We start from the raw sequence: 22,153 nt of genomic DNA on the forward strand, positions 1-22,153 counted from the left end.
CGCTCAGCGCTTGCCCGCGGTCTGGAATACCGACAGGTCCGGGTAGGCCGCGCGGATCTTCTCCCACTCGGCGGCATTGAAGAACTGGCACTTGCCGGCGCCGAAGCGCTTGGACACCTCCACGCAGAAGCGCACGGCTTCGGCGATGTCGATCTCATGGTTGGCCGAGGTCGCGCTGCCCGACACCACCGACTGCGCCGTCACCGCCACGCCGACCACCGGCGCTCCGGTGGCCACGTGCGGCTGCATGATGCTGTTGAAGTGGTACAGGCCGTTGTGGTACGGCGTGATGTCCTGTTGCGAGATCGGGAAGGTCACCGCCGGGCAGCCGGTGGTGGACTCCATGGTCGCCACCAGGTCCGGCGCCACGCGCAGGATGTAGCCCTGCATCGCCGTCGGCGAAATCGCAAAGCCGCGGTGCTTGATGATGCTGTTGCCCTTGGACGCATCGATCGACAGGATCGCGTCCATCTCCGGCGGCACCTGGTAGTTGTTCATGGTGTCGGACGAAACCGGCATGCCCATGAACGGCACCGGGTCGTGCGGCTGCATCGAGACATTGGTCGACAGGTGCGTGGTCACGATCACGTCACCCGCCAGGTGGTCGCCGCGCGCCTTCATCTGCGCCAGCTTGAGCGCCACCGCCAGGCAGCCGATCGGGCCGTCGGCGTCAGACACCAGCCCCACCAGTTCCGGGCGCGCGCCGATCGCGCCATTGCGGCCGATCACGCCCAGCGTCGGCGCACTGCCGCCGCCACGCTTGCCCGTGGTGCCGGGGATCACGATAGTGATGAAGTCGGTGGTGTTGGCCGTGTTCTCGGGCGGGGCGTTGTGGATCGTGGTCACTTCCACGCTCACGCCGGCGCCGGCATAGGGCGCGAACAGTTCGCTGACGACCGCACCGTTGGCGTGCGGGTTGTCCAGGGCTTCATGAATGACCAGCGTCTGCTGCAGGGCCATGGCTTTCTCCAAATGATGTGCCCTGCCCGCGCGGCGCGGGCAGGGCGTCTACAAAAAGTCAGAACTGGTGGCGCAGGCCGACCATCACCGTGGTCTGGCTGTCGCGCCCGTCCAGCGGCTTGCCGCTGCCGCCGGTCCAGCTGGTGGTGTTGTTGCCGAACAGGCCCGACCAGTCGCCGTGGACACGGTCGTAGGCCAGCGCCAGGTAGGCATCGGTGCGCTTGCTGAAGGCGTAGTCGGCGACCGCGTAGGCAGTGGTGCGGTTGCCGCTGAAGCCGTCGGCACGGGTGCGGTTGTGCATCACGCTGCCGATCAGCGTGACGTTGCCGGTGACCGGGTAGCTCGCGCCCAGCGTGAAGAAGTCGTCGTGGCGGCTGCCGCCGAAGACCGAGCTGATGGCGGCGCGGTTGGTCGGCGTGGCCGCGGTGGACATGCTGGTGATGGTGGCCGTGTCGGTGCCGCCCTTGGACGAATCGAAGCCCGCGTCGCGGTCGCTGTGGATGTAGTTGGCGAACAGGCTGGCGCGGCCGACCGCGGCCTTCAGGCCGGCCAGGTAGATGCGTGCTGCGCGGCTCTGGCTGTCGCGGGTCTGCTGGAAGTCGCCCACTGCGGTGATCGGGCCGGCCGCGTACCTCACGCCGAACGACATCGACGAGGTCGCGCGGGTGTTGCCCGCGGTTTCGCCCAGCGCATATTCGGCGATCACCGACACCGGACCGAAATTGCCGGTATAGCTGACGGCGTTGTCGTAGCGCTGGCCGGTCAGGTAGACCATCCACGCATTGGACGGCGCCGCGCCCACGCCGAGCGGGTCGACGTAGTACAGCATGGTGTTGGCCGTGGTGTACTGCCGGCCCAGCGCCAGCTCGCCCCACTGGTTGCCGATCTTCACGTAGGCCTGGCGCCCGAACAGCTGGCCCTGCTGGTCCAGCCTGCCGGTGTCGGCCAGCAGGCCGTTCTCCAGCACGAAGCCGGCCTTCATGCCGCCGCCCAGGTCCTCGATGCCCTTCAGGCCGAAGCGGCTGCCCGACAGGAAGCCTTCGCCGCCCTGCTGCAGCCCGATCTGGGCATCGCCCGCGGGGTTGGAATGGGTCTGGTAGGTCAGCGCGGTGTCGATCACGCCGTACAGCGTCACCCCGGACTGCGCCATCGCGGCGGCCGGCAGGCCCAGCAGCAGCGGCAGTGCCAGGCGGGCGGCGTGGCGGATGGTGTGGCTCATCTTGTTTTCTCCTCCAAAGGGCAAAAGGGGGCCCGCGCGGGCGGCACGGCGCGGCCCGCGGGGCGGTTCTTCTTTGTTGTGCCCGGGGCAGGCCCGGGTCAGTGCGTCAGCGGCTCAGGGCAGTGCCGCCGGCTCAGGCAGCAAAGCCCGGCCAGTCCTGCATCCCGGCCGGACCGGTGATCTGCGACAGCGGGAAGGTCTCGCCTTCGCGAATCGTTTCGACCTTGCTTTCGGCCGGGAACCACAGCGCATGGCGCTCGCCCAGCACGGTGCCGCGGGTGCCGTCCGAGAACAGCGCCGAACCTTCCGGCAGCGCAAACACGTGCTCCGGCGCGTTGATGTGCAGGAACTCGGCCAGGCGCTCTTCGCGGCTTTCGCCGTTGTGGCCGGCGGGCTTGCCGCTGATGAAGTGCGGGTTGATCTGGAACGGCACCAGCCCCAGCGCGCGCAGCGACGGCGGCTGCACGATGGGCATGTCGTTGGTGGTGCGGATGGTCGGGCAGGCGACGTTGCTGCCCGCGCTCCAGCCTACGTATGGCGTGCCCGCGCGCACCCTGGCGCGGATCGCGTCGACGATGCCGGCGTCGTACATGCGCTTGAGCAGCGCAAAGGTGTTGCCGCCGCCGACCGCGATGGCCTCGGCCTGCTCCACGGCGCGCAGCGGGTCGGCGCTGTGGTGGATCGATTCCAGCGCGTAGCCCAGCGCCTCGAACACCGGCTTGACCATGCCTTCATAGGTGTCGAAGCTGAAGGTCACGCCGGCGAACGGCACGAACAGCACCTTGCGCGGCTCGCGCCTGAGCAGCGTGTGGATCTGCTCGCCGGCGTGCTCGAGGTAGCCGAGGTTGTCCTTGCGCGAGCTGCTCATCAGGAGGATGCGTTGGGTCATGTCTTGGTTTCCGTCAGGAGAGTCTGGTGAAGTTCAATGCGGGATCAGGCGATCGCGGCGCGGATCAGCGCGGCCACGCGGTCGATCTCTTCATGCGTGTTGAAGTAGTGCAGCGAGACGCGCGCCATGGTGGACACGCCGTAGCGCGCCAGGATGGCGTCGGCCATGAAGTTGCCGGCCTCGATGATGCATCGCTGCGCTTCCAGCGCGGCCACGATGCGGGCCGGGTCCACGCCGCGCACGTTGAACGGCACGATGCCGATGCGGTCGGCCACGTCGGCCGGACCATACAGCTCGAAGCCGGGGATCGATGCGAACTTCGCCACCGCGTACTCGGTCAGGTCGCGCACGCGCGCCTCGATGGCGTCGATGCCGATGGCGGCGGCGTAGTCGATGGCGGTGCCCATGCCGAGGATCGCCGGCACGATCGGGCAGCCAGCCTCGAAGCGCCTGGCGCCAGCGACCAGCGACAGCGCGCCGGTGGCGCGGTCATAGGCGCCGTTCCACCAGCCCACCAGCGCGGGCTCGACCTGCTCGATCAGCGCGCGGCGCACATACAGGAAGCCCGCACCCTCGGTCGCGCGCAGCGCCTTGCGGCCGCAGCCAGCCAGGAAATCGCAGTCCAGCTCGGCCACGTCCGAGCGCAGCATGCCCACGCTCTGCGCCGCATTGACCAGCGACAGCACGCCGTGGCGGCGCGCCACCGCGCAGATCTGCGCGGCCGGCTGCACCGCACCCGTCGAATTGGGCAGGTGCGAGAAGGTGAGTAGGCGCGTGCGCGGGGTGACGGCGGCCGCGAACGCCTCGGGCGCAAGCAGCCCTTCGGCATTGGCCGCGACCATCTTCACGACGATGCCGCGCGATTGCTCCAGTCGGCGCCAGGGCAGCAGGTTGCTCAGCATTTCGGTGTCGGCCACCAGCACTTCGTCGCCGGCGTTCCAGGCGATGCCGCGCGCGACGATCGAGATGCTCTCGGTGGCGTTCTTGGTGAAGGCGACTTCGTCGGCGGCGCAGTTGAGCAGCCCGGCCAGCTTGCCACGCACCGCTTCCACGCGCGCATAGGTCTCCTTGCGGAAGGCCGGCAGGTAGATGCCGACATGGCCGGTATCGAGCAGGTAGCTGCGCACGGTATCGAGCACCGCGTCGGGCGGCAACGAGGCCGCGGCGGTGTCGAGATAGATGGTGGAGGCCGTCAGCGGGGTGTCGGCGCGGATGGCCTGGATGGCTTGGATATCCATGGAACGTCTCGGGTAATGACAGGCGGGACGCGGCGGCCGCGCCCCGAGGTAAGACTCAGTTGCGCACTTACTTGCGCAGCTTGGTGACGGAGCCGAAGAAGCTGAACAGCGCGTCGCCGGCAATCACGCCGCCGGCAAAGGCGCTCATCTCGGCCACGTGCTTGTCGCCGCGCAGGCGCTGCAGCATGAAGCGGATCGCCAGGCCGGCCAGCACTGCCCAGCCGGCCAGCGGCGAGGCAATCAGCATGCCGGTGGAGAGCAGGATGCCGAGCTGGCGCCTGGAGCCGCCGATCAGCTGCAGCAGCGCGCCGGGGATGGCCCAGATCACCAGGTTGCGGGCAATCTCCGCCGACGAGCCCGCCTTGATCGAGGCCGCGTAGACGCGGTCCACCGGCGGGATCAGGTTTTGCGCGAAGAAGGTGCCGTGGAACACCAGCACCACCACCGCGGCCACCGCGAAGCCGATCATCGCGGCCAGGAACTGCTGCTTGCGCCCGGCCAGCTCGGCCTCCATGTCGCGGCCCTCGCCACGCAGCAGGTAGCCGGTCTTGAGGTCATAGCCCATGTCGGCAAAGGCCGGGCCGGTGGCGGCGGAGAAGCCCACCAGCACCGCCAGCGCCGTCGGCGGGAAGCCGATCAGGATGCCGATGGTCAGCGTGATCAGCGCCACCGCGAAGGCCGGGAACCAGCCCGAATGCATCGCCGCGATGCCGACGATCAGCTCATGCACATAGGCGGCAAAGGCGGCATAGAGCACGAACACCACCAGCATGCCCAGCGACATGTCAGAGACATGGCCGGCCAGCACCGAGATCAGCAGCGCAATCGCCAGGTAGATCAGGAAGCCGCCCGACAGGATGCGGCTGGCGCGCGAGGCCGGGACTTCGATGGTGCCCGTGTCCACGGCCGGGGCATGGCGCGCGCGGCGGATTTCATTGGCGACCTGGAACAGCGCGACGATGCCCGCGCCGATCATCAGGCCGTGCGGGATATAGGCGCGGGCGATGTCGATGCCGGTCAGCGCCACCGAATAGCCACGCACCAGCAGGCCGATGCCGAACATGGTCAGTGCCGCCAGGTTGCCCAGGAAAGCGGCGCCGAACGCGGACATCGGCACGCCCAGCCAGGCGCCGCCCACGCCCACGGCAATGCCGAGGCCCAGGAACGCGGCCTTGCGCCCGCCGCGGTCGCCGGCCCAGATGGCCTCGGCCGTGGCGATGCCGGCCGGCCAGGTGCCGGTGGCGGGGAAGATCTTGCTGCCGAAGAGGAAGTACAGCATGGCGCCGTCGACGAACATGGCGATCACCGCGCCGATCAGCATCGGCGTGGCCAGTTCCGGCATGCCCATCGCGTAAGGCACGCCGATCGGGATCATCAGCGAGTTGGCGGCGCCGAAGGTGGCCGACGAGATTGCCGTCTGCACCAGGTTCTGCCGCTCCAGCACGCGGAAGCGCCGCGTGATCTCGAGCGGGATGCGCGAGAACACGATCGCGATCAGCGCGCCGATGATCGAGGTGTTGGCCGAGATCCCCAGCGACACGATCAGCTGCATGCCGATCATGGCGCCGAATACCGACAGTCCCACGGAGACCAGCAGCAGCAAGGGCTCCATGAAGCGTGTCCGTGTTGCAGGCTGCGCCGCCATCGGCGCGTTCAGTTGTGTTGGCATGGTCATGTTGTCCACCGCTCCCCGTAGTGTTGTCTGGTTTTGTCTGTTGTGTGTGATGCCTGGCGCGCGCTCAGCGCATGAAACCCGCCACCGGGCCGATGGTGTTGCGCGCGGTGCGCAGCGCCTCCAGCAAGCGCGGCACCGCCTCAGGCGTCAGGCGCTGCAGCGGGCCGGCGATGGCCAGCGATCCCACCACCGCCCGGCTGTCGCGGTGGCGCAGCGGCAGCGCCAGCCCGGCCACCGTGGCGGCGGATTCCTCGCAGGTGTAGGCCCAGCCGTCGGCGCGGATCTGCGCCAGCCGTGCTTCCGGCTCGGGCGCGTCGCCCGTTACCTGGCGCCGGAACGCTTCCGGCTGGAATGCCAGGATGGCCTTGGCGTGCGCGCCGGCGTCCAGCGTGAAGCGCTGGCCCACTTCGATCGAAAAGCGCAGCTGGTGCTGGCTCTGGGCGATATCCGTGCACAAGCCCTCGCCACCGTCCAGCCACGACAGGAACACGGTCTCGCCGCATTCGCGCGCCAGTGCTTCCAGCGCCGGTTGCACCACCTCGGCCGGCGAAAACGTCTTGCGCATCACTTGTCCCAGCTCGAACCAGCGCAACCCCAGGCCGTAGCGGCCAAGCGCGTCCTGCACCAGGAAGCCGTTGGCGGCAAAGGTCGCCAGCACGCGGTGCACCACGGCGTGGTGCACGCCGCTGTGGCGCGCCAGTTCGCGCACGCCCCAGCTGGGCTGGCGGGCGGTGAAGTGGGTCAACAGCGCCAGGGCGCCGTCCAGGGTCTTGAGCATGGCGGGGTGGTTGCGTCGACTGCTGTTGTCTCTATATAAGAGACAACGTCTCTGATACAGAGAAATGCTAGGCCTCGTCCCGGCTCTCAACAATCAGGGTTAACGCGGGGCTGGCTGGCGGCGCCGGGCGAGTGCCGGCGGCGGCAACGGCGGAGCGCCGCCGCCTATACTTGGCGCAGACCGACTGTTACCGGGAGGACGCGCATGGCCGCGGAACACCACGGAACCGGCGGATCCGGCGACGAGGCCACCCGCATCGCCCAGCGCCGCCGCCAGCTCGGCATTGCGCCGCGCGCCGGCGACGGCCAGCGCAACTGGGCCCTGGCGCTGTCCGGCGGCGGCATCCGCAGCGCCACCTTCTGCCTGGGCGTGATGCAGGCGATGGCGGGCACCGCGATGCCCGCCAAGGCGGCAGCGCCGGCCCCCGCGCCGGAAGCCGCGACACCGGCGGCGGCCACCGCCGCCGCGGCGCAGACCGTGCCGGGCCTGGCCTCGCTGCTGGCGCAGTTCGACTACCTGTCCACCGTCAGCGGCGGCGGCTACCTCGGCGCCTTCTTCGTCAGCCTGTTCGTGCCCGGCCGCCTGCGCCGCGGCGCGGGCCCGGTCCAGGCCGCCACCGACGCCTATCACACGCTGCAATGCGAGCCGCCGGGGCGCATCCATACCTCGGTGTCCTACGCCGCCGACCCTGGCCGCGGCGCGGTCGCATGGCTGCGCGAGAACGGCCGCTACCTGTCGCCCACCGGTGCCGGCGACAACCTCTATGCCGCCGCGCTGGTGGTGCGCAACTGGCTGGCCATGCATTTCGTGATCGGCAGCGCGCTGCTGGTGCTGCTGGCTGTGCTGGCGCTCGGGCAACACGTCGCGGTGGGGGTTTCCTACGGATTGGGGCGCTATGAGATGGACCTGCTGCACGACGCGCGCCAGGCCTTCAACCAGGGCGAATGCGCGATCTGGTGGAGCACGCTGCTGTGGCTGCCGCTGGCCACCGCGCTGGCTGGCGCGGTGCCGCCCGGGCTGGCCTACTGGCTGATCTACCCGCGCGCCAACGATCCGCAGGCGACGGCCCGCTTCCTGAGCCCCGCGCCGCTGCTCGCCACGCTGCTGGGCCTGATGCTGCTGGCCGCGGCGCGCTGGTCCGAATGGCTCGGATCGGGGCTGGTCATCGGCGAGCTCTTTGCCGTGCTGGGCGTGCTGACCCTGCTGGGCGTGCTGTGGTGCCTGGCGCTGCTGCAGGGCGAGCCGCGCACCGTGGCCGCCTACCGCGTGCGCACCACGCGCGCACTGCGTGGCGCGCTGACGCTGACCCTGTGGCTGGCGGCGCTGGGCATTGCCGACACCATCGCACGCACCGCTTACCTGTTTGCCCACCAGGCCCACCACCAGTGGGGCGCGGCGCTGCCCGCAACTGTGCTGGGCGTGCTGGTCTGGCTGGTGCACTACGGCTCGCGCTGGCTCGATGCCGGCCGCAAGGGCCGCGCCGACACGCCCTGGCGCGCGCTGTGCGCGCGGCTGCCGGTGTCGCTGCTGGCGGGCGCGGCCGCGGCGGTGCTGGCGCTGCTGCTGTTCGTGCTGTGGTCGTGGCTGGTGCTGTGGGTGCGCTGGGACGGGCGCGAGCCGGTCGACTGGCTGGTGTTCGGCAACGCCTATACCGGCCCGGCGCTGGCCACGTTCACCGTGGTGAGCCTGGTGCTGGCGCTGGTGGCGGGGCGCTTCTCCGGCTTCCTGAACCTGTCGACGCTGCAGCCGTTCTACGCGGCGCGGCTCACGCGCGCGTTCCTGGGCGCGTCCAACGGGGAGCGCTTCGCGGCTCCCGACCCGAGTGCCGACCGCGACGGCAGCCAGCGCGCCCGCTTCAGCGTGGCCGAGCCCGTGCCCGGCGACCAGCTCAGCCTGAACGCGTACTACGATCCGCGCATGCTGGCGCCGCTGCACCTGATCAACGTCACGCTGAACCTGACCGTCGATCCGGCCGCGCAACTGGTGCAGCGCGACCGCAAGGGCATGCCGCTGTGCCTGGCACCCGGACCCTGCGTGGCGCAGGCCGGTACGGCGGCGGCGCTGCCGCCGGACGCCTACGCGCGCTTCACCATCGACGGCTGGGCTTGCTGCCCGGATGTGTCCTGGCCTTCGTCGGGCAAGCTGGCCGAATCGCGCACCGTGGGCGACTGGATCGCGATCTCGGGTGCGGCGGTGTCCACCGGCCTTGGGCGCGCGAGCACGCTGGGCACCTCGCTGCTGCTCGGCCTGGCGAACCTGCGGCTGGGCACATGGTGGCCGTCGTATCCGGCCAGCCACGCGCGCGAAGGCGGGCGCCGGGGCCGCGCGCGGCGCCATCCGGAACGCGCCACGCATCCGTGGCTGGCCGCGGGCATCGCGCTGTTCCGCACGCAGTACTACCTGGGCTGCGAACTGAGCGCGCGCTTCCACGGCACGCGGCGCGGCTGGCAGTACCTGTCCGATGGCGGGCATTTCGACAATACCGGCGTGTACGAGCTGCTGCGCCCGGGCCGCGAGGTCGCGCTGATCGTGCTGTGTGATTGCGGGAGCGACCCCGACTACCGCTTCGGCGACCTGGCCAACCTGATCCGGCTGGCGCGCATCGACCATGGGCTGGAGATCGTGGTCGATACCGAGGCTGCCACCACGCACCCGGTGCTGAGCCGTGTCTTTGGCGTACCGGATGATTTCCTGCCGGGCGCTCCGACCGGCGACAAATGCGCGGTGCTGCTCAACGTCTTTCGCACCGGCCCGGAGTGCGGGGCGCCCCGCGCGCGCACCTGCCGCATCGTGCTGCTCAAGCCGCGGCTGGTGTCATGGGCGCCGGCCGACGTGCGCCACTACGGCGCGACCCATCCCGCGTTTCCGCAGGAGGCCACCGGCGACCAGTTCTTCGATGAGGCGCAATGGGAGAGCTATCGCGCGCTGGGCCATGCGATCGGCCAGCGCGTGCTGGGCGGGGCCGTGGGCAAGGCCCTGCTGGTGTGAGGGGACAGCGCGTCAGCGCACGAAGCCGATGACGTCTTCCAGCCGGCCGCTGGCATCGCGCAGCGCCTCCAGCAGGCGCGGCACCGCGGCTTGGTCCAGCCGCTGCTGCGGCCCGGCGATGGCGACCGAGCCCACCACCGCGCTGCGGTCGCGCGACCGCAGCGGCAACGCCAGGCCGGCCACGCTGGCGGCGGCTTCCTCGCGCGTATGGGCCCAGCCGCGCTCGCGCACCTCGGCCAGCTGCTGCTCGATGCGCTCGCGGTCCAGCGTCGTGTGGGGGGCGATGCGCGCCAGCCCCTGGCGGTAGACCTCATCGCGGAAGGCATCGTCCTGGAAGGCCAGCATGGCCTTGGCATGCGCGCCCGCATAGAGCGGGAAGCGCTCGCCCAGCTCGATCGAAAAGCGCAGCTGGTGCTGGCTCTGCACCAGTCCCACGCACAGGCCCTCATGGCCATCGAGCCACGACAGGAACACGGTCTCGCCGCTTTGCGCGGCGAGCTTTTCCAGCACCGGGCGCACGATCTCGTCGGGCGAGAAGCTTTTGCGCACCACCTGTCCCAGCTCGAACAACCGCAGTCCCAGCGAATATTTGCCGGTGGCCGCGTCCTGCACCAGGAAGCCATTGGCGGCAAACGTCGCCAGCACGCGGTGCACCACGGCGTAGTGCACGCCGCTGTGCTTGGCCAGCTCGCGCACGCCCCAGGTCGGCTGGCGCACGGTGAAGTGCGTCAGCAGGGCCAGCGCACCGTCCAGTGTCTTGAGTGTCATCGCTTGTTCCTTGGCATCGGGCTGCATGGTACGGGCAAGCGCGGCGCGACTCAATCCTTCCCGCGCCCCCGTGATACCCACGCCGCCCGAAGGGCCGCGATCAGGCTGCCAGCACGATCGCGCCATGGTCTCTAAGATGGCGGGCCATACGCATTGCCCGCGTGCGGCACCAGCCGCCCGCCATCCACCACATGAATCACGACTCTATCCCCAACGGCGCAGGCGTGGCCTGGTCGGTGCTGGACCTGGCCCCCATCCCTGAAGGCAGCGATGCCGGCCATGCCATGCGCAACTCGCTCGACCTGGCCCGCCATGCCGAGCAGCTGGGCTACCACCGCTACTGGCTGGCCGAGCATCACAACATGCCCGGCATTGCCAGCGCCGCCACCGCCGTGCTGATCGGCTATGTCGCCAACGGCACCAGCACCATCCGCGTGGGCTCGGGCGGCGTGATGCTGCCCAACCATTCGCCGCTGGTGATCGCCGAGCAGTTCGGCACGCTGGCCTCGCTCTACCCGGGCCGCATCGACCTGGGCCTGGGCCGCGCGCCCGGCACCGACCAGGCCACTGCGCGCGCCTTGCGCCGCCACCTGTCGGCCGACAGCGCCGATACCTTCCCGCAGGACGTGGAAGAACTGCAGGCCTACTTCGACGACGTGCGCCCCGGCCAGCGCCTGCGCGCGGTGCCCGGCGCCGGGCTCAAGGTGCCGATCTGGCTGCTGGGTTCGAGCCTGTTCAGCGCGCAGCTGGCGGCGGCGATGGGCCTGCCGTTCGCCTTTGCCTCGCACTTTGCGCCGGGCTTCATGCGCCAGGCGGTGGACCTGTACCGGCGCACCTTCCGGCCCTCCGAAGCGCTGGACCGGCCTTATGTGATGCTGGGCCTGAACGTGTTTGCGGCCGAGACCGGGGACCAGGCGCGCCGCCTGTTCAGCTCGCTGCAGCAGCAATTCCTGGCGCTGGTGCGCGGCACTCCGGGGCAGCTGCGCGCGCCGGTGGACGATATCGAAGCGCTGTGGAACGAGAGCGAGGCCGACCATATCCGCCGCTCGCTGGCGTGCTCGGTGGTGGGCGATCCCGACGCCGTGCGTGCCGGCATGCAGCGCTTTGTCGATGACCTGCGCCCGGACGAGCTGATGCTGACCGGGCAGATCCATGACCACCAGGCGCGCCTGCGCTCGTTCGCCATCGCTGCCGATGCGGCGCGCAGCCTGAAGACCTAATCGGCGCTCTGAGCGCCTGCGGTCCTGCGGTATGGCGTGCGCCGCACTTGCGGCATGCGCCCGCGAGCGCCGCTCTAATCCTGTTTGCGTACCGCTGATCCGCTCGGATACATTAGAAGGCCCGAGACACAGAGGCGCGGCTTCCGCAGCACGCGCCCGACAGTCCGCCCGATCCATCACCCCATCCATCACCCATGGGGCCGACGGCAGCGACGACAGGAGACAGCGATGGACCTGCGGCAACGCGAGCACATCGAGACGGTGGTCCAGGCCACCACATACCTTGCCCCGCCGGCCGTGCTTGCGGACCGGATCGCGCACGACGCCATCATCCAGAACTCATGGCGCCGCTGCGTGCACCAGTACGGCCTGGATCCGTCGCGCATGCAGGAGGCGCGCATCTTGCCGCAGCCGCGCCTGCGCGAACACCAGGAACGCATCGACGACTTCGCGCGCATCGCGCGCCACGGCCTGCAGAGCCTGTATGGGCAGGTGGCGGGCCTGGGCTATGTGGTGCTGCTGACCGATGCCCAGGGCGTGACCGTCGACTATATCGGCGAGGCCCGCAGCGACGCCGCGCTGCGCCACGCGGGCCTGTACCTGGGCGCCGAGTGGAGCGAGAGCGGCGCCGGCACCTGCGCGGTCGGCACCGCCCTGGCCACGGGCCAGGCGCTGACGGTGCACCAGGCCGACCATTTCGACGCCACCCATATCCCGCTGACCTGCACCGCCGCGCCGCTGTTCGACACGCACGGCAACCTGCACGCCATCCTCGACATCTCCGCGCTGACCTCGCCGCAGGCCAAGGACAGCCAGGGGCTGGCGCTGCAGATGGTGCGCATCTACGCCGCGCATATCGAGAACGCCAACTTCCTGCGCGCGCACCGCCGCGACTGGATCCTGAAGCTGAACGTGGCGCCGGAGTTTGTCGACGTCAATCCCGAATACCTGCTGGCGCTGGACGAGGCCGGCCGCATCGTCGGCCACAACCACCGCGCCAGGCTGATGCTGGAAGGCGAGCTGGGTGGCGCACCGGGCGCCACCGTGCTGGGCCAGCGGTTCGAGACGCTGTTCGACGCGCGCCTGGAGGACCTGGGCCACTATGTCTATTCGCGCCCGAGCGAGCAGCGCCTGGTGGCGCTGACCCGCAGCGGCGGCCTGCTGTACCTGAGCGTGCTGCCGCCGGCGCTGCGCTGGCAGGCGCCGCCCGCCGAAACGCAGGTGGCGATGCCGGATGCGCTGGCGGCGCTGACCGGCGGCGATGCCGCGCTGCAGCAGCAGTTGCAGCGCGCTGCGCGCCTGGTCGATTCGCCGATCAACCTGATGATCCACGGCGAGACCGGCAGCGGCAAAGAGTTCCTGGCCAAGGCGCTGCATCTTGCCAGCGCCCGCCGCGGCGGGCCGTTCGTAGCGGTGAACTGCGCGGCGATCCCTGAAACCCTGATTGAAAGCGAATTGTTCGGGCACCTGCCCAACAGTTTCTCCGGCGCAGGCCCGCGCGGCAAGCGCGGCCTGATCCAGGAGGCCGACGGCGGCACGCTGTTCCTGGACGAGATCGGCGACATGCCGCGCGAGCTGCAGTCGCGGCTGCTGCGCGTGCTGGCCGAGGGCGAAGTGCTGCCTATCGGCGCCGCGCGGCCGGTGCCGGTGCGGCTGCGGGTCATTTCCGCCACGCACCACAGCCTGGAGCAACTGGTGGCCGACGGGCGCTTCCGCGAGGACCTGTACTACCGCCTCAACGGCGCGCGCTTCACGCTGCCGCCGCTGCGTGCGCGCACCGACCTGGACTGGCTGGTCCGCAAGCTGCTGCAGGAAGGGGGCGCAGAGGGCAGCGAGATCACGCTGTCGCCCGCGGCACGCGAGCGGCTGCACCGCCACCGCTGGCCCGGCAACCTGCGCGAACTGCGCAACGTGCTGGAGTACGCGCGCGCGGTCTGCGCCGACGGCTATATCGATGTGCAGGACCTGCCTGACAGCCTGGCGGGACCCGCACCGTCCGCCGCCCTGCCGCAGCCAGGGCCCGCCCAGTCACCCGCTGCCGCACCGTTCGATCCGCACCAGTTGCCGCCGGAAGGCATGCTGCTGATGCAATACCTGCGCGCGTCCGGCTGGAACCTGAGCGCGGTCGCGCGGCAGATCGGCGTCAGCCGCATGACGCTGTACCGGCGCATGGAGCGCTACGGCATCCAGTCGCCCAACCGGCGCGACGGCGGCCCGGAGCCCACCGACGCATAAGCCGGCAGGCAGCACGGCGCACGCGCGCCATCCCTGCGATACGGTTGTCCATCCCCTGTACACCTGCGCTGTGACACCTGTCACAGCGCAGCGTCGTTTTTGCCCTGCCGCCTCGGGGTAATCCCTCGGATCCGACCCCGCCGAGGCCGCTGTTTCCCCTGTTTTCACTGCCTGCGCGCACTGGCACAGCCATTGCAAATACGCCTGGCAAGACAACGACAACAGGAGACAGGCAATGGGGCACGCAGCAGGCGCCAGCGCGCAGATCGCGCCAGTGGTCGGCATCATCGCCAACCCGATTTCCGCGCGCGACATCCGTCGTGTGATCGCCAACGCCAACAGCCTGCAGCTGGCCGACCGCGTCAATATCGTGCTGCGCCTGCTGGCCGCGCTGGCCTCCTGCGGCGTGGAGCGCGTGCTGATGATGCCCGACCGCGAAGGCCTGCGCGTCATGCTGGCGCGGCACCTGGCACGCCGGCAGGGGCCGGACTCGGGCCTGCCCGCGGTCGACTACCTCGACATGCCGGTCACCGCGCGCGTCGACGACACCCTGCGCGCCGCGCGCTGCATGGCCGATGCGGGCGTGGCCGCGATCATCGTGCTGGGCGGCGACGGCACCCACCGCGCGGTGGTGCGCGAGTGCGGTGCTGTGCCGATCGCGGGCCTGTCGACCGGCACCAACAATGCCTACCCCGAAATGCGCGAGCCCACCATCATCGGGCTGGCCACCGGCCTCTATGCCACGGGCCGCATTCCCCCTGCGCAGGCGCTGGCGTCGAACAAGCGGCTCGACATCGTCATCCGCGACGGCAACGGCGGCTTTCGCCGCGATATTGCACTGGTGGATGCGGTGATCTCGCATGAGCACTTCATCGGCGCACGCGCCTTGTGGAAGACCGACACGCTTGCCGCCGTCTACGTGTCCTTTGCCGACCCCGAGGCCATCGGCCTGTCATCCATCGCCGGGCTGCTGAAGCCGGTGGGCCGGCGCGAAGAGGGCGGCCTCGCGATCGAACTGGCCGCGCCCGGCGAAGGCGAATTCGACCTGTGCGCGCCGATCGCACCCGGCCTGATGTGCACCGTGCCGGTGGCCGGCTGGCAGCGGCTTGAACACGGCCGTCCCCATCGCGTGCGCCAGCGCAGCGGCATTGTCGCGCTGGACGGCGAGCGCGAGCTGGCCTTTGGCCCGGACGACGAAGTCACCGTCACCCTGCATGACCACGCCTTTCGCAGCATCGACGTCGCGGCCTGCATGCGCCATGCCGCGCGCCACCACCTGATGCGCAGCCTGCCGCAGCCCGCCGCGGTGGGATGACGCGCGGGCACCGCGTCCGCCCGCTTTTCCCCTTTCTTGAAGTGCAACACCTGAAAACGAAGGAGACAGACATGACAGCCAGAGCTTCTCAAGATTCCGCAGCGCTGCCGCTCGACAAGGAGACGTTGCTGACGGTGTACCGGAAGATGCGCACCATCCGCGATTTCGAAGAACGCCTGCACGTGGACTTCGGGCGCGGCGACATCCCGGGCTTCGTCCATCTATACGCGGGCGAGGAAGCCACGGGCGTCGGCATCCTGCACCACCTGAACGATGGCGACCGCATCGCCAGCACGCACCGCGGCCACGGCCACTGCATTGCCAAGGGCGTCGATCCGGTGGCGATGATGAAGGAGATCTACGGCAAGAAGGGCGGCTCGTGCAATGGCAAGGGTGGCTCGATGCATATCGCCGACCTGTCCAAGGGCATGATGGGCGCCAACGGCATCCTGGGCGCAGGCGCGCCGCTGATCTGCGGCGCCGCGCTGGCTGCCAAGTTCCGCGGCAAGGGCGAGGTCGGCATCACCTTCTGCGGCGACGGCGCCTCCAACCAGGGCACCTTCCTGGAAAGCCTGAACCTGGCCGCGGTCTGGAACCTGCCGGTGATCTTCGTGATCGAGAACAACGGCTATGCCGAATCGACCTCGCGCGATTACGGCACCGCGGTGGACAGCTACGTGGACCGCGCCGCCGGCTTCGGCATCCCGGGCGTGACGGTGGACGGCACCGACTTCTTCGCGGTCCATGAAGCGGCCGGCGAAGTGATCCGGCGCGCGCGCGAAGGCGGCGGACCGTCGCTGCTCGAATGCAAGATGGTCCGCTTCTATGGCCACTTCGAGGGCGATGCGCAAACCTACCGCGCCGCCGGCGAACTCGACGACATCCGCGCCAACAAGGATTGCCTGAAGCTGTTTGGCCGCGCCGTGACCCAGGCGGGAGTGGTCGCGCGCGAAGAACTCGACACCATCGACCGCGAGGTCGCCGCGCTGATCGAGCATGCCGTGCAGGAAGCCAAGGCCGCGCCGCAGCCCGGGCCCGAAGACCTGCTCACCGACGTCTACGTCAGCTACTGATCCGCCACGCGCTAACCCAATATCAGGAGACAAACCATGGCTCGCAAACTGAGTATCAAGCTGGCGATCAACGAGGCGATCGACCAGGAAATGACCCGCGACCCCAGCGTCATCATGCTGGGCGAAGACATCGTCGGCGGCGCCGGCGCGGACGGCGAGAAGGACGCCTGGGGCGGCGTGCTGGGCGTGACCAAGGGCCTTTACGCCAAGCACGGCGACCGGCTGCTGGACACGCCGCTGTCTGAATCCGCTTACGTGGGCGCCGCCATCGGCGCCGCGGCCTGCGGCATGCGCCCGATCGCCGAGCTGATGTTCATCGATTTCATGGGCGTTTGCTTCGACCAGATCTTCAACCAGGCGGCCAAGTTCCGCTACATGTTCGGCGGCAAGGCCGAGACCCCGGTGGTGATCCGCGCGATGGTCGGCGCGGGCTTTCGCGCGGCCGCGCAGCACAGCCAGATGCTGACGCCGCTGTTCACGCATATCCCCGGCCTGAAGGTGGTGTGCCCGTCCACGCCGTACGACACCAAGGGCCTGCTGATCCAGGCGATCCGCGACAACGACCCGGTGATCTTCTGCGAGCACAAGAACCTGTACGGCCTGGAGGGCGAGGTGCCAGAAGGCGCCTACGCAATCCCGTTCGGCGAGGCCAATATCGTGCGCGACGGCAAGGACGTGTCGATCGTCACCTACGGGCTGATGGTGCATCGCGCGCTCGAAGCGGCGGCAACGCTGGCCAAGGAGGGCATCGAGGCCGAGATCGTCGACCTGCGCACGCTCTCGCCGCTGGACATGGACACGGTGCTGGAATCGGTCGAGAACACCGGCCGCCTGGTGGTCGTGGACGAGGCCAGCCCGCGCTGCAATATCGCCACCGATATCTCCGCGCAGGTTGCGCAGCAGGCCTTCGGCGCGCTCAAGGCCGGCATCGAGATGGTGTGCCCGCCGCACACGCCGGTGCCGTTCTCGCCGACGCTGGAGGACCTGTACATCCCCAGCGCCGCGCAGATCGTCGCCGCCGCGCGCAAGACCATGAAGGAGGGCAAGCACTGATGGCAACCGAAATTTCCCCCACGATTATCCCGATCGTGATGCCCAAGTGGGGCCTGTCGATGAAGGAAGGCACGGTCAATGCCTGGCTGGTCGACGAAGGAACCGTGATTACCGTGGGCCTGCCGATCCTGGATGTGGAAACCGACAAGATCGCCAATGCGGTGGAGGCGCCCGACGCGGGCACGCTGCGCCGCAAGGTGGCGCAGGCCGGCGACGTGCTGCCGGTGAAGGCGCTGCTCGGCGTGCTGGCACCTGCGGAGGTGAGCGATGCGCAAATCGATGACTATGTCGCGGCTTATGAGACGCCGGCGGACGACGCTGGCGAAGAAGACGCCGCTGCCGCGTACCAGTTTGCCGACGTCGACGGCATCCGGGTCCGCTATGCCCGCAAGGGTGGCGGCGCCGAAACCGTGCTCTTCATCCACGGATTTGGCGGAGACCTGGACAACTGGCTGTTCAACCTCGATCCCCTGGCCGACGCGTACACCGTGGTGGCGCTCGACCTGCCCGGCCACGGACAGTCGTCGCCGCGGCTCGCGGGCGCGACGCTGGCGCAGATGGCCGGCTTTGTAGCGCGCTTCATGGACGAGACCGGGATCGAGGCGGCGCATGTGGTCGGCCATTCGATGGGCGGCGGCGTGGCGGCGCAACTTGCCGTCGATGCACCGCAGCGGGTGCTGTCGGTGGCGCTGGTGTCGCCGGTGGGCTTTGGCGACGCCGTCAACAGCGGCTATACCGAAGGCTTCGTCAGTGCCCAGTCCCGGCGCGAGCTCAAGCCCGTGGTCGAACTGCTGTTCGCCGACGCGGGGCTGGTCAGCCGCCAGATGCTGGACGACCTGCTGCGCTACAAGCGGCTGGACGGCGTCACCGAGGCGCTGACGGCGCTGGGGCAGGGGCTCTTCGGCGGCGGCCGCCAGAGCGAGCAGCCTGGCCAGCGGCTGGCCAACAGTGGCAAGCGCGTGCTGGTGGTGTGGGGAGGTCAGGACCAGATCATCCCGGTCGCGCACGCTGAAGCCGCGCCGCCGGGAGCCACCGTCAAGGTCTTTGCCGATGCTGGCCACATGAGCCAGATGGAGAAGGCCAATGACTTCAACGCGCTGCTGAAGATGCATCTGGCCGGCTGATGCCGCGCGCGGATGGCGCCGCCCAGGGCGCCATCCGCGCGGCCAGCTCGCCTTGTTCGAATTCAAGACAGGAGACCTCATGACCACAGACCTGAAGACCCGCCTGACCGAGATCAACAAGCAATTCGGTGCGCTCGGCCAGGCCCAGCCCGCCGCCATGAGCGCCTTCCAGGGCGTGATGAAGGCCGCCACGCAGGACGGCAGCCTGCCCGCCGCCGTCAAGGAACTGGTTGCCGTCGCGCTGGCGGTGCAGAAGGGCTGCGACGACTGCGTGCTGTTCCACACCAGCCAGGCGCTGCGCCATCGCGCCACGCGCGAGCAGCTGGCCGAAGTGCTGGCCATCAATATCGAGATGGGCGGCGGACCGGGCGCCATGTACGCGTCGAAGGCGCTGGCGTACTTCGATGCGCTCAATGCCTAGTGTTGCTAGACTCGGCACGTTGCCATCCGGAGGCTGGTGCCATCCCATGCCGTTTGAATTTGTCGATGCGGCCCATGCCGGGCAGGCGGGCAGCGACCCGCTGCAGGATGAGCTGGCCTTGCTCGACCTCGCGGCACAAGGCCGGCAGGTGGCGCAGCTGTGGGAGGCGCCGCTGTCGCTGGTGGTGCCGCGCACCTACCTGCGCCATGCCGCGCTGGAAACCGCGCGCGCCGACTTCGCGCAGCAGGGATGTCCGGTATTCCTGCGCATGTCGGGCGGCGGGCTGGTGCCGCAGGGCCCTGGCATCCTCAACCTGAGCCTGGCCTACACAGTGGAACAGCCGCCGGGCGCGCGCAGCGACGCGGTCTACCTGCACTTGTGCGAGGTCATCGGCGACGCGCTGCAATCGCTGGGCGTCGACACGCACTGGCAGGCGGTGGCCGGTTCCTTCTGCGACGGCCGCTACAACCTGGCCTGGGGCCCGCCCGAAGCCGCGCGCAAGATCGCCGGCACGGCGCAGTACTGGCGCCGCGCACCCGCGGCCATGCAAGCGCCCGACGGGCAGCGCCACCTGGTGCTGGCCCATGCGGTGCTGCTGGTCAGCGCCGACCCCGTGCAGATCAACGCGCGCGCCAATGCGTTCGAAGCTGCCATCGACAGCGGCCGGTGCTATGACGCGGGCAAGGTCGTCAGCGTGCGCGAGGCATTGTCGGCCAGCGGCCGCGCGGTCGATGACGACGCCGCGCTGATGGCGCAGGTATCGGATGCGCTGCGGCGAAGCGTGGGGCAGACGCCGCCACCGGCGTAGCCGCTTGACCGGGCGGCGCTAATTGGCGATCCCCAAAAAAATCGCGGCCCACGCGGGGCCGCCAAAAATCGGGAATGCGAGGCGTGTCAGATGCCTCAGGAGACGTTATCGACACAATGCGGGCCACCGAGACCCCACTTCGGTGGGGTCTATCGAGCACAATCATTGAGGCGAGTGATCGCTTACGCGATCAGGTAGGCAGAGTGCGGATCCGGCCGGATGGCAGCGCGCAGCTTGCGCACGCTGGCTTCCAGTTCGGCATGGGCGGCATCGAGCCAGGCCACCCGATGGCGCACCGGATCCTTGGCCGACAGGTCGCTGGCGGCGATCTCGCGCAGGAAGTAGCGCACCATGCTGCCGGCGCGCGCCGGCACGGGCATCATCCCCAGCAGTTGATGCTTTGCCAGCAGCCGGCGGCTGACTGCATGCCGCAGCCCTGCCCAGGCGGTACGGCCCAGCGCGATGTACAGCGCATCCGTGCGCATCTGGCGCACGGCTCCCAGGAACTGCGCTTCGAATACCTCGCGCAGCATCGGGGTCTCCAGCAGTTCTTCCAGTGGGCCGTCGAACGCCAGACCGCGCCGCGTGGTGGCATGCGGCAGCAAGGCAAGCGGTTGCAGGCGCTCGAATCCATCGTTCCACAATGCCGCGGCGTGCGGCAGGCCGACCAGTTCGGGCACCCGGAAGTGGTCAAGCATGCGGATCAGGTTAGGCCGCACCAGCTTGCCGCCCAGTTCGACGCGCCGCTTGTTCTCGCGCTGAATTACGCTGCCAGGTGCATGGGCGCGCATCAGTTCTTCGGTGACGGCGGCGGCCAGCCGCACATGGGCGTGGCCGGGCGTGGTGCTGACCAGCACCAGAGGTGCCTGGATGTTCAGGTATTCGCAGGGCACGTAGTGCATGGCGTAGGCGCCGTCCTGTGCCACCACAACCGGTTTGGCGATCACGCCGACTGCGCCCGCAAGCCGAACCTGCGCGCAATACGCTTCGATGAAGTTGGTCAAGGAATCCCCCCGCTCGCTTCGATGTATCGGCGCTTTCTGTTGGCGCCTTCTACTTGTTCTGCTTTCCGTTCATGGTAAGCCTGCGGTGCATGGCAGATAAAGCGTACGGCGCCGGTTTGCCCGGAAAGCGACGAAACCTTGGTGGGCCAGCCAACACACCGGGGCAGGATGCCCCTCGAACGGGTGGGGCACGCGCCTGGTCCACGCCAGGTACGGTATCGCACCACGTGCGTCAGGACGATGACATCGGGCAGGAGGGAATCGGCCGGAACGGGGCCGCCGCGACGGTAGGTCGCCGGAAAGAAAAGACCGGACACGTCCGTGTCCGGTGAACCCATTTGCTGACTCAGGACGTGTCACAGCCTGAGGCATAAATGATAACGATTATCATTTGAGCTGACAATAGCAGAGAGCGGGATCTTGCCAGGGTGGGTCAGGCAATCGACGTCTGGATGGAAAACTGTCCCGACAAGGTCTTGTGCACCGGGCAGCGATTCGCCACGCGGAGCAGGTCATCCAGGATCTGGGGCGTGAGTTCTCCGCTGACCTTGACCTCCCGGTTCATGGTGTAGGTCCCGTTGGCCTCTTCATGACCGACCGATACATGGACTTCGGTGATGGCGTAGCCCTTGCGTTTGGCGTACAGCTGCAAAGTCAGCGTGGTGCAGGCGGCCAGGGCCGAATCCAGCAGGTCATGCGGGTTCGGGTATTGGGTGTCGCCGCCGGCAGATGCATCCAGGTCGGCCTGCCACTCGGCAGTCCCGTTGGTCAGGTGGCAGATGCTGTTGCCCTGGCTTGGTTGCCAGGTCGCTTGGATAGTCATCAAACGTCCCCATCTATAAAGAGCGGCCCGGTGGGCCGGAACAGCCATTCTATAAGCAGCGCCCGACGACAGCTGAAGTGGCTTGGAATGCCTTTTTTAGGCGGGTTGGCTTTTTTTCGAAGAACCCCTTGCCAACCCCGCTGCGGTCACTTAATATTCGCCCCCTCGCAACACAACGCAGCGCTGCAAAGCAGACGGGGCGCGGGTTGCGGGGTCGACCGGATCGGTTGGCGCAGCGAAGTTGGCGCGCTGGCCGCAGCAAAAAAAGATGCTGAAACGGTTGACGAAACGAGGAAAGCTCTGCATAATCTTGTTTCTCTGCTGCAGACAACGCGGCAGCGCTGAACGGCAAAGCCGGCGGCGAAGTTCTTTAACAACCAAACAACCGATAAGTGTGGGCGCTGGGTAGCGGACGCCGCTGTCTTCGGACAGTGTTGCTTCACAAGTTATACAGTGCTCGCACAGCAAAACGTGACTGGATCTTTGGATCTGGTCAGTCAGTTTTCTGAGAGTGAGCGACCGCTCGAAAGAGCGAGGGAGCCGCGAGGCTTCCACACAGAGA

The 22,153-nt window shown here is 68.8% G+C and carries 19 protein-coding genes; 9 read left to right on the forward strand and 10 right to left on the reverse strand.

What is annotated here, in order from left to right; all coding sequences use genetic code 11:
• Positions 1–3 precede the first annotated feature (3 nt).
• From AC3WLE_RS08130 to AC3WLE_RS08155, 6 genes are all read right to left on the reverse strand, one after another.
• Positions 4–960 carry a DUF1177 domain-containing protein gene (locus AC3WLE_RS08130; protein WP_492357127.1) on the reverse strand — a complete coding sequence of 319 codons (957 nt, stop codon included), beginning with the start codon at positions 958–960 and terminating at the stop codon, positions 4–6.
• A gap of 58 nt (positions 961–1,018) precedes the next feature.
• Positions 1,019–2,179 carry a porin gene (locus tag AC3WLE_RS08135; protein WP_492319289.1) on the reverse strand — a complete coding sequence of 387 codons (1,161 nt, stop codon included), beginning with the start codon at positions 2,177–2,179 and terminating at the stop codon, positions 1,019–1,021.
• Positions 2,180–2,312: 133 nt separating this feature from the next.
• Positions 2,313–3,068, reverse strand: a complete 756-nt coding sequence (gene pepE, locus AC3WLE_RS08140) for a dipeptidase PepE (RefSeq protein WP_492357128.1) — start codon at positions 3,066–3,068, stop codon at positions 2,313–2,315.
• 44 nt (positions 3,069–3,112) lie between these two features.
• Positions 3,113–4,306 carry an aminotransferase class V-fold PLP-dependent enzyme gene (locus AC3WLE_RS08145; protein ID WP_492357129.1) on the reverse strand — a complete coding sequence of 398 codons (1,194 nt, stop codon included), beginning with the start codon at positions 4,304–4,306 and terminating at the stop codon, positions 3,113–3,115.
• 67 nt (positions 4,307–4,373) lie between these two features.
• Entirely contained in the window at positions 4,374–5,981 is a 1,608-nt protein-coding gene (locus AC3WLE_RS08150; protein WP_492319286.1) for an OPT/YSL family transporter, read from the reverse strand.
• 64 nt (positions 5,982–6,045) lie between these two features.
• Positions 6,046–6,759, reverse strand: coding sequence for an IclR family transcriptional regulator (locus AC3WLE_RS08155; RefSeq protein ID WP_492319285.1), 714 nt, complete (start codon positions 6,757–6,759; stop codon positions 6,046–6,048).
• A 204-nt stretch (positions 6,760–6,963) separates the two neighbouring features.
• Between AC3WLE_RS08155 and AC3WLE_RS08160 the strand changes: the two genes are divergently transcribed.
• Complete coding sequence (locus tag AC3WLE_RS08160; RefSeq protein WP_492357130.1) at positions 6,964–9,747, forward strand: hypothetical protein; 2,784 nt, start codon at positions 6,964–6,966, stop codon at positions 9,745–9,747.
• 12 nt (positions 9,748–9,759) lie between these two features.
• On the opposite strand, the gene AC3WLE_RS08165 is transcribed toward AC3WLE_RS08160, so the two are convergent.
• Complete coding sequence (locus tag AC3WLE_RS08165; protein WP_492357933.1) at positions 9,760–10,515, reverse strand: IclR family transcriptional regulator; 756 nt, start codon at positions 10,513–10,515, stop codon at positions 9,760–9,762.
• 191 nt (positions 10,516–10,706) lie between these two features.
• On the opposite strand from AC3WLE_RS08165, the gene AC3WLE_RS08170 reads away from it, so the two are divergent.
• From AC3WLE_RS08170 to AC3WLE_RS08205, 8 genes are all read left to right on the forward strand, one after another.
• Positions 10,707–11,735 (forward strand): LLM class flavin-dependent oxidoreductase, encoded by a 1,029-nt coding sequence (locus AC3WLE_RS08170; protein WP_492352717.1) that lies wholly within the window; start codon positions 10,707–10,709, stop codon positions 11,733–11,735.
• Between the two features lie 228 nt (positions 11,736–11,963).
• Positions 11,964–13,970: a sigma-54-dependent Fis family transcriptional regulator gene (locus tag AC3WLE_RS08175; protein WP_492357132.1), complete on the forward strand. Its 2,007-nt coding sequence runs from the start codon at positions 11,964–11,966 to the stop codon at positions 13,968–13,970.
• Between the two features lie 235 nt (positions 13,971–14,205).
• Entirely contained in the window at positions 14,206–15,285 is a 1,080-nt protein-coding gene (locus tag AC3WLE_RS08180; protein WP_492319280.1) for an ATP-NAD kinase family protein, read from the forward strand.
• A 71-nt stretch (positions 15,286–15,356) separates the two neighbouring features.
• A complete protein-coding gene (locus AC3WLE_RS08185) occupies positions 15,357–16,358 on the forward strand; it encodes a thiamine pyrophosphate-dependent dehydrogenase E1 component subunit alpha (RefSeq protein WP_492357133.1) in 1,002 nt (333 codons plus the stop codon).
• Between the two features lie 36 nt (positions 16,359–16,394).
• The gene (locus AC3WLE_RS08190) at positions 16,395–17,411 is read left to right on the forward strand and encodes an alpha-ketoacid dehydrogenase subunit beta (protein WP_492319278.1); all 1,017 of its coding nucleotides are present in this window, start codon (positions 16,395–16,397) and stop codon (positions 17,409–17,411) included.
• A complete protein-coding gene (locus AC3WLE_RS08195) occupies positions 17,411–18,535 on the forward strand; it encodes an acetoin dehydrogenase dihydrolipoyllysine-residue acetyltransferase subunit (RefSeq protein ID WP_492319277.1) in 1,125 nt (374 codons plus the stop codon). Before AC3WLE_RS08190 ends, AC3WLE_RS08195 begins: the two co-directional genes overlap by 1 nt.
• Before the next feature lie 79 nt (positions 18,536–18,614).
• Positions 18,615–18,956, forward strand: a complete 342-nt coding sequence (locus AC3WLE_RS08200) for a carboxymuconolactone decarboxylase family protein (RefSeq protein WP_340525849.1) — start codon at positions 18,615–18,617, stop codon at positions 18,954–18,956.
• Between the two features lie 46 nt (positions 18,957–19,002).
• Positions 19,003–19,764, forward strand: a complete 762-nt coding sequence (locus AC3WLE_RS08205; protein ID WP_492319276.1) for a lipoate--protein ligase family protein — start codon at positions 19,003–19,005, stop codon at positions 19,762–19,764.
• Positions 19,765–19,946: 182 nt separating this feature from the next.
• On the opposite strand, the gene AC3WLE_RS08210 is transcribed toward AC3WLE_RS08205, so the two are convergent.
• The 3 genes from AC3WLE_RS08210 to AC3WLE_RS08220 form a co-directional block, all read right to left on the reverse strand.
• Positions 19,947–20,768, reverse strand: coding sequence for a hypothetical protein (locus tag AC3WLE_RS08210; protein WP_492357134.1), 822 nt, complete (start codon positions 20,766–20,768; stop codon positions 19,947–19,949).
• 433 nt (positions 20,769–21,201) lie between these two features.
• Positions 21,202–21,591: an OsmC family protein gene (locus AC3WLE_RS08215; RefSeq protein ID WP_010813534.1), complete on the reverse strand. Its 390-nt coding sequence runs from the start codon at positions 21,589–21,591 to the stop codon at positions 21,202–21,204.
• Between the two features lie 150 nt (positions 21,592–21,741).
• Positions 21,742–22,153, reverse strand: a 412-nt coding sequence (locus AC3WLE_RS08220; RefSeq protein ID WP_492356542.1) for a hypothetical protein, incomplete at its 5' end; no start/stop codon positions are given.

Source organism: Cupriavidus sp. FW306-1B-F12B (assembly GCF_058781795.1).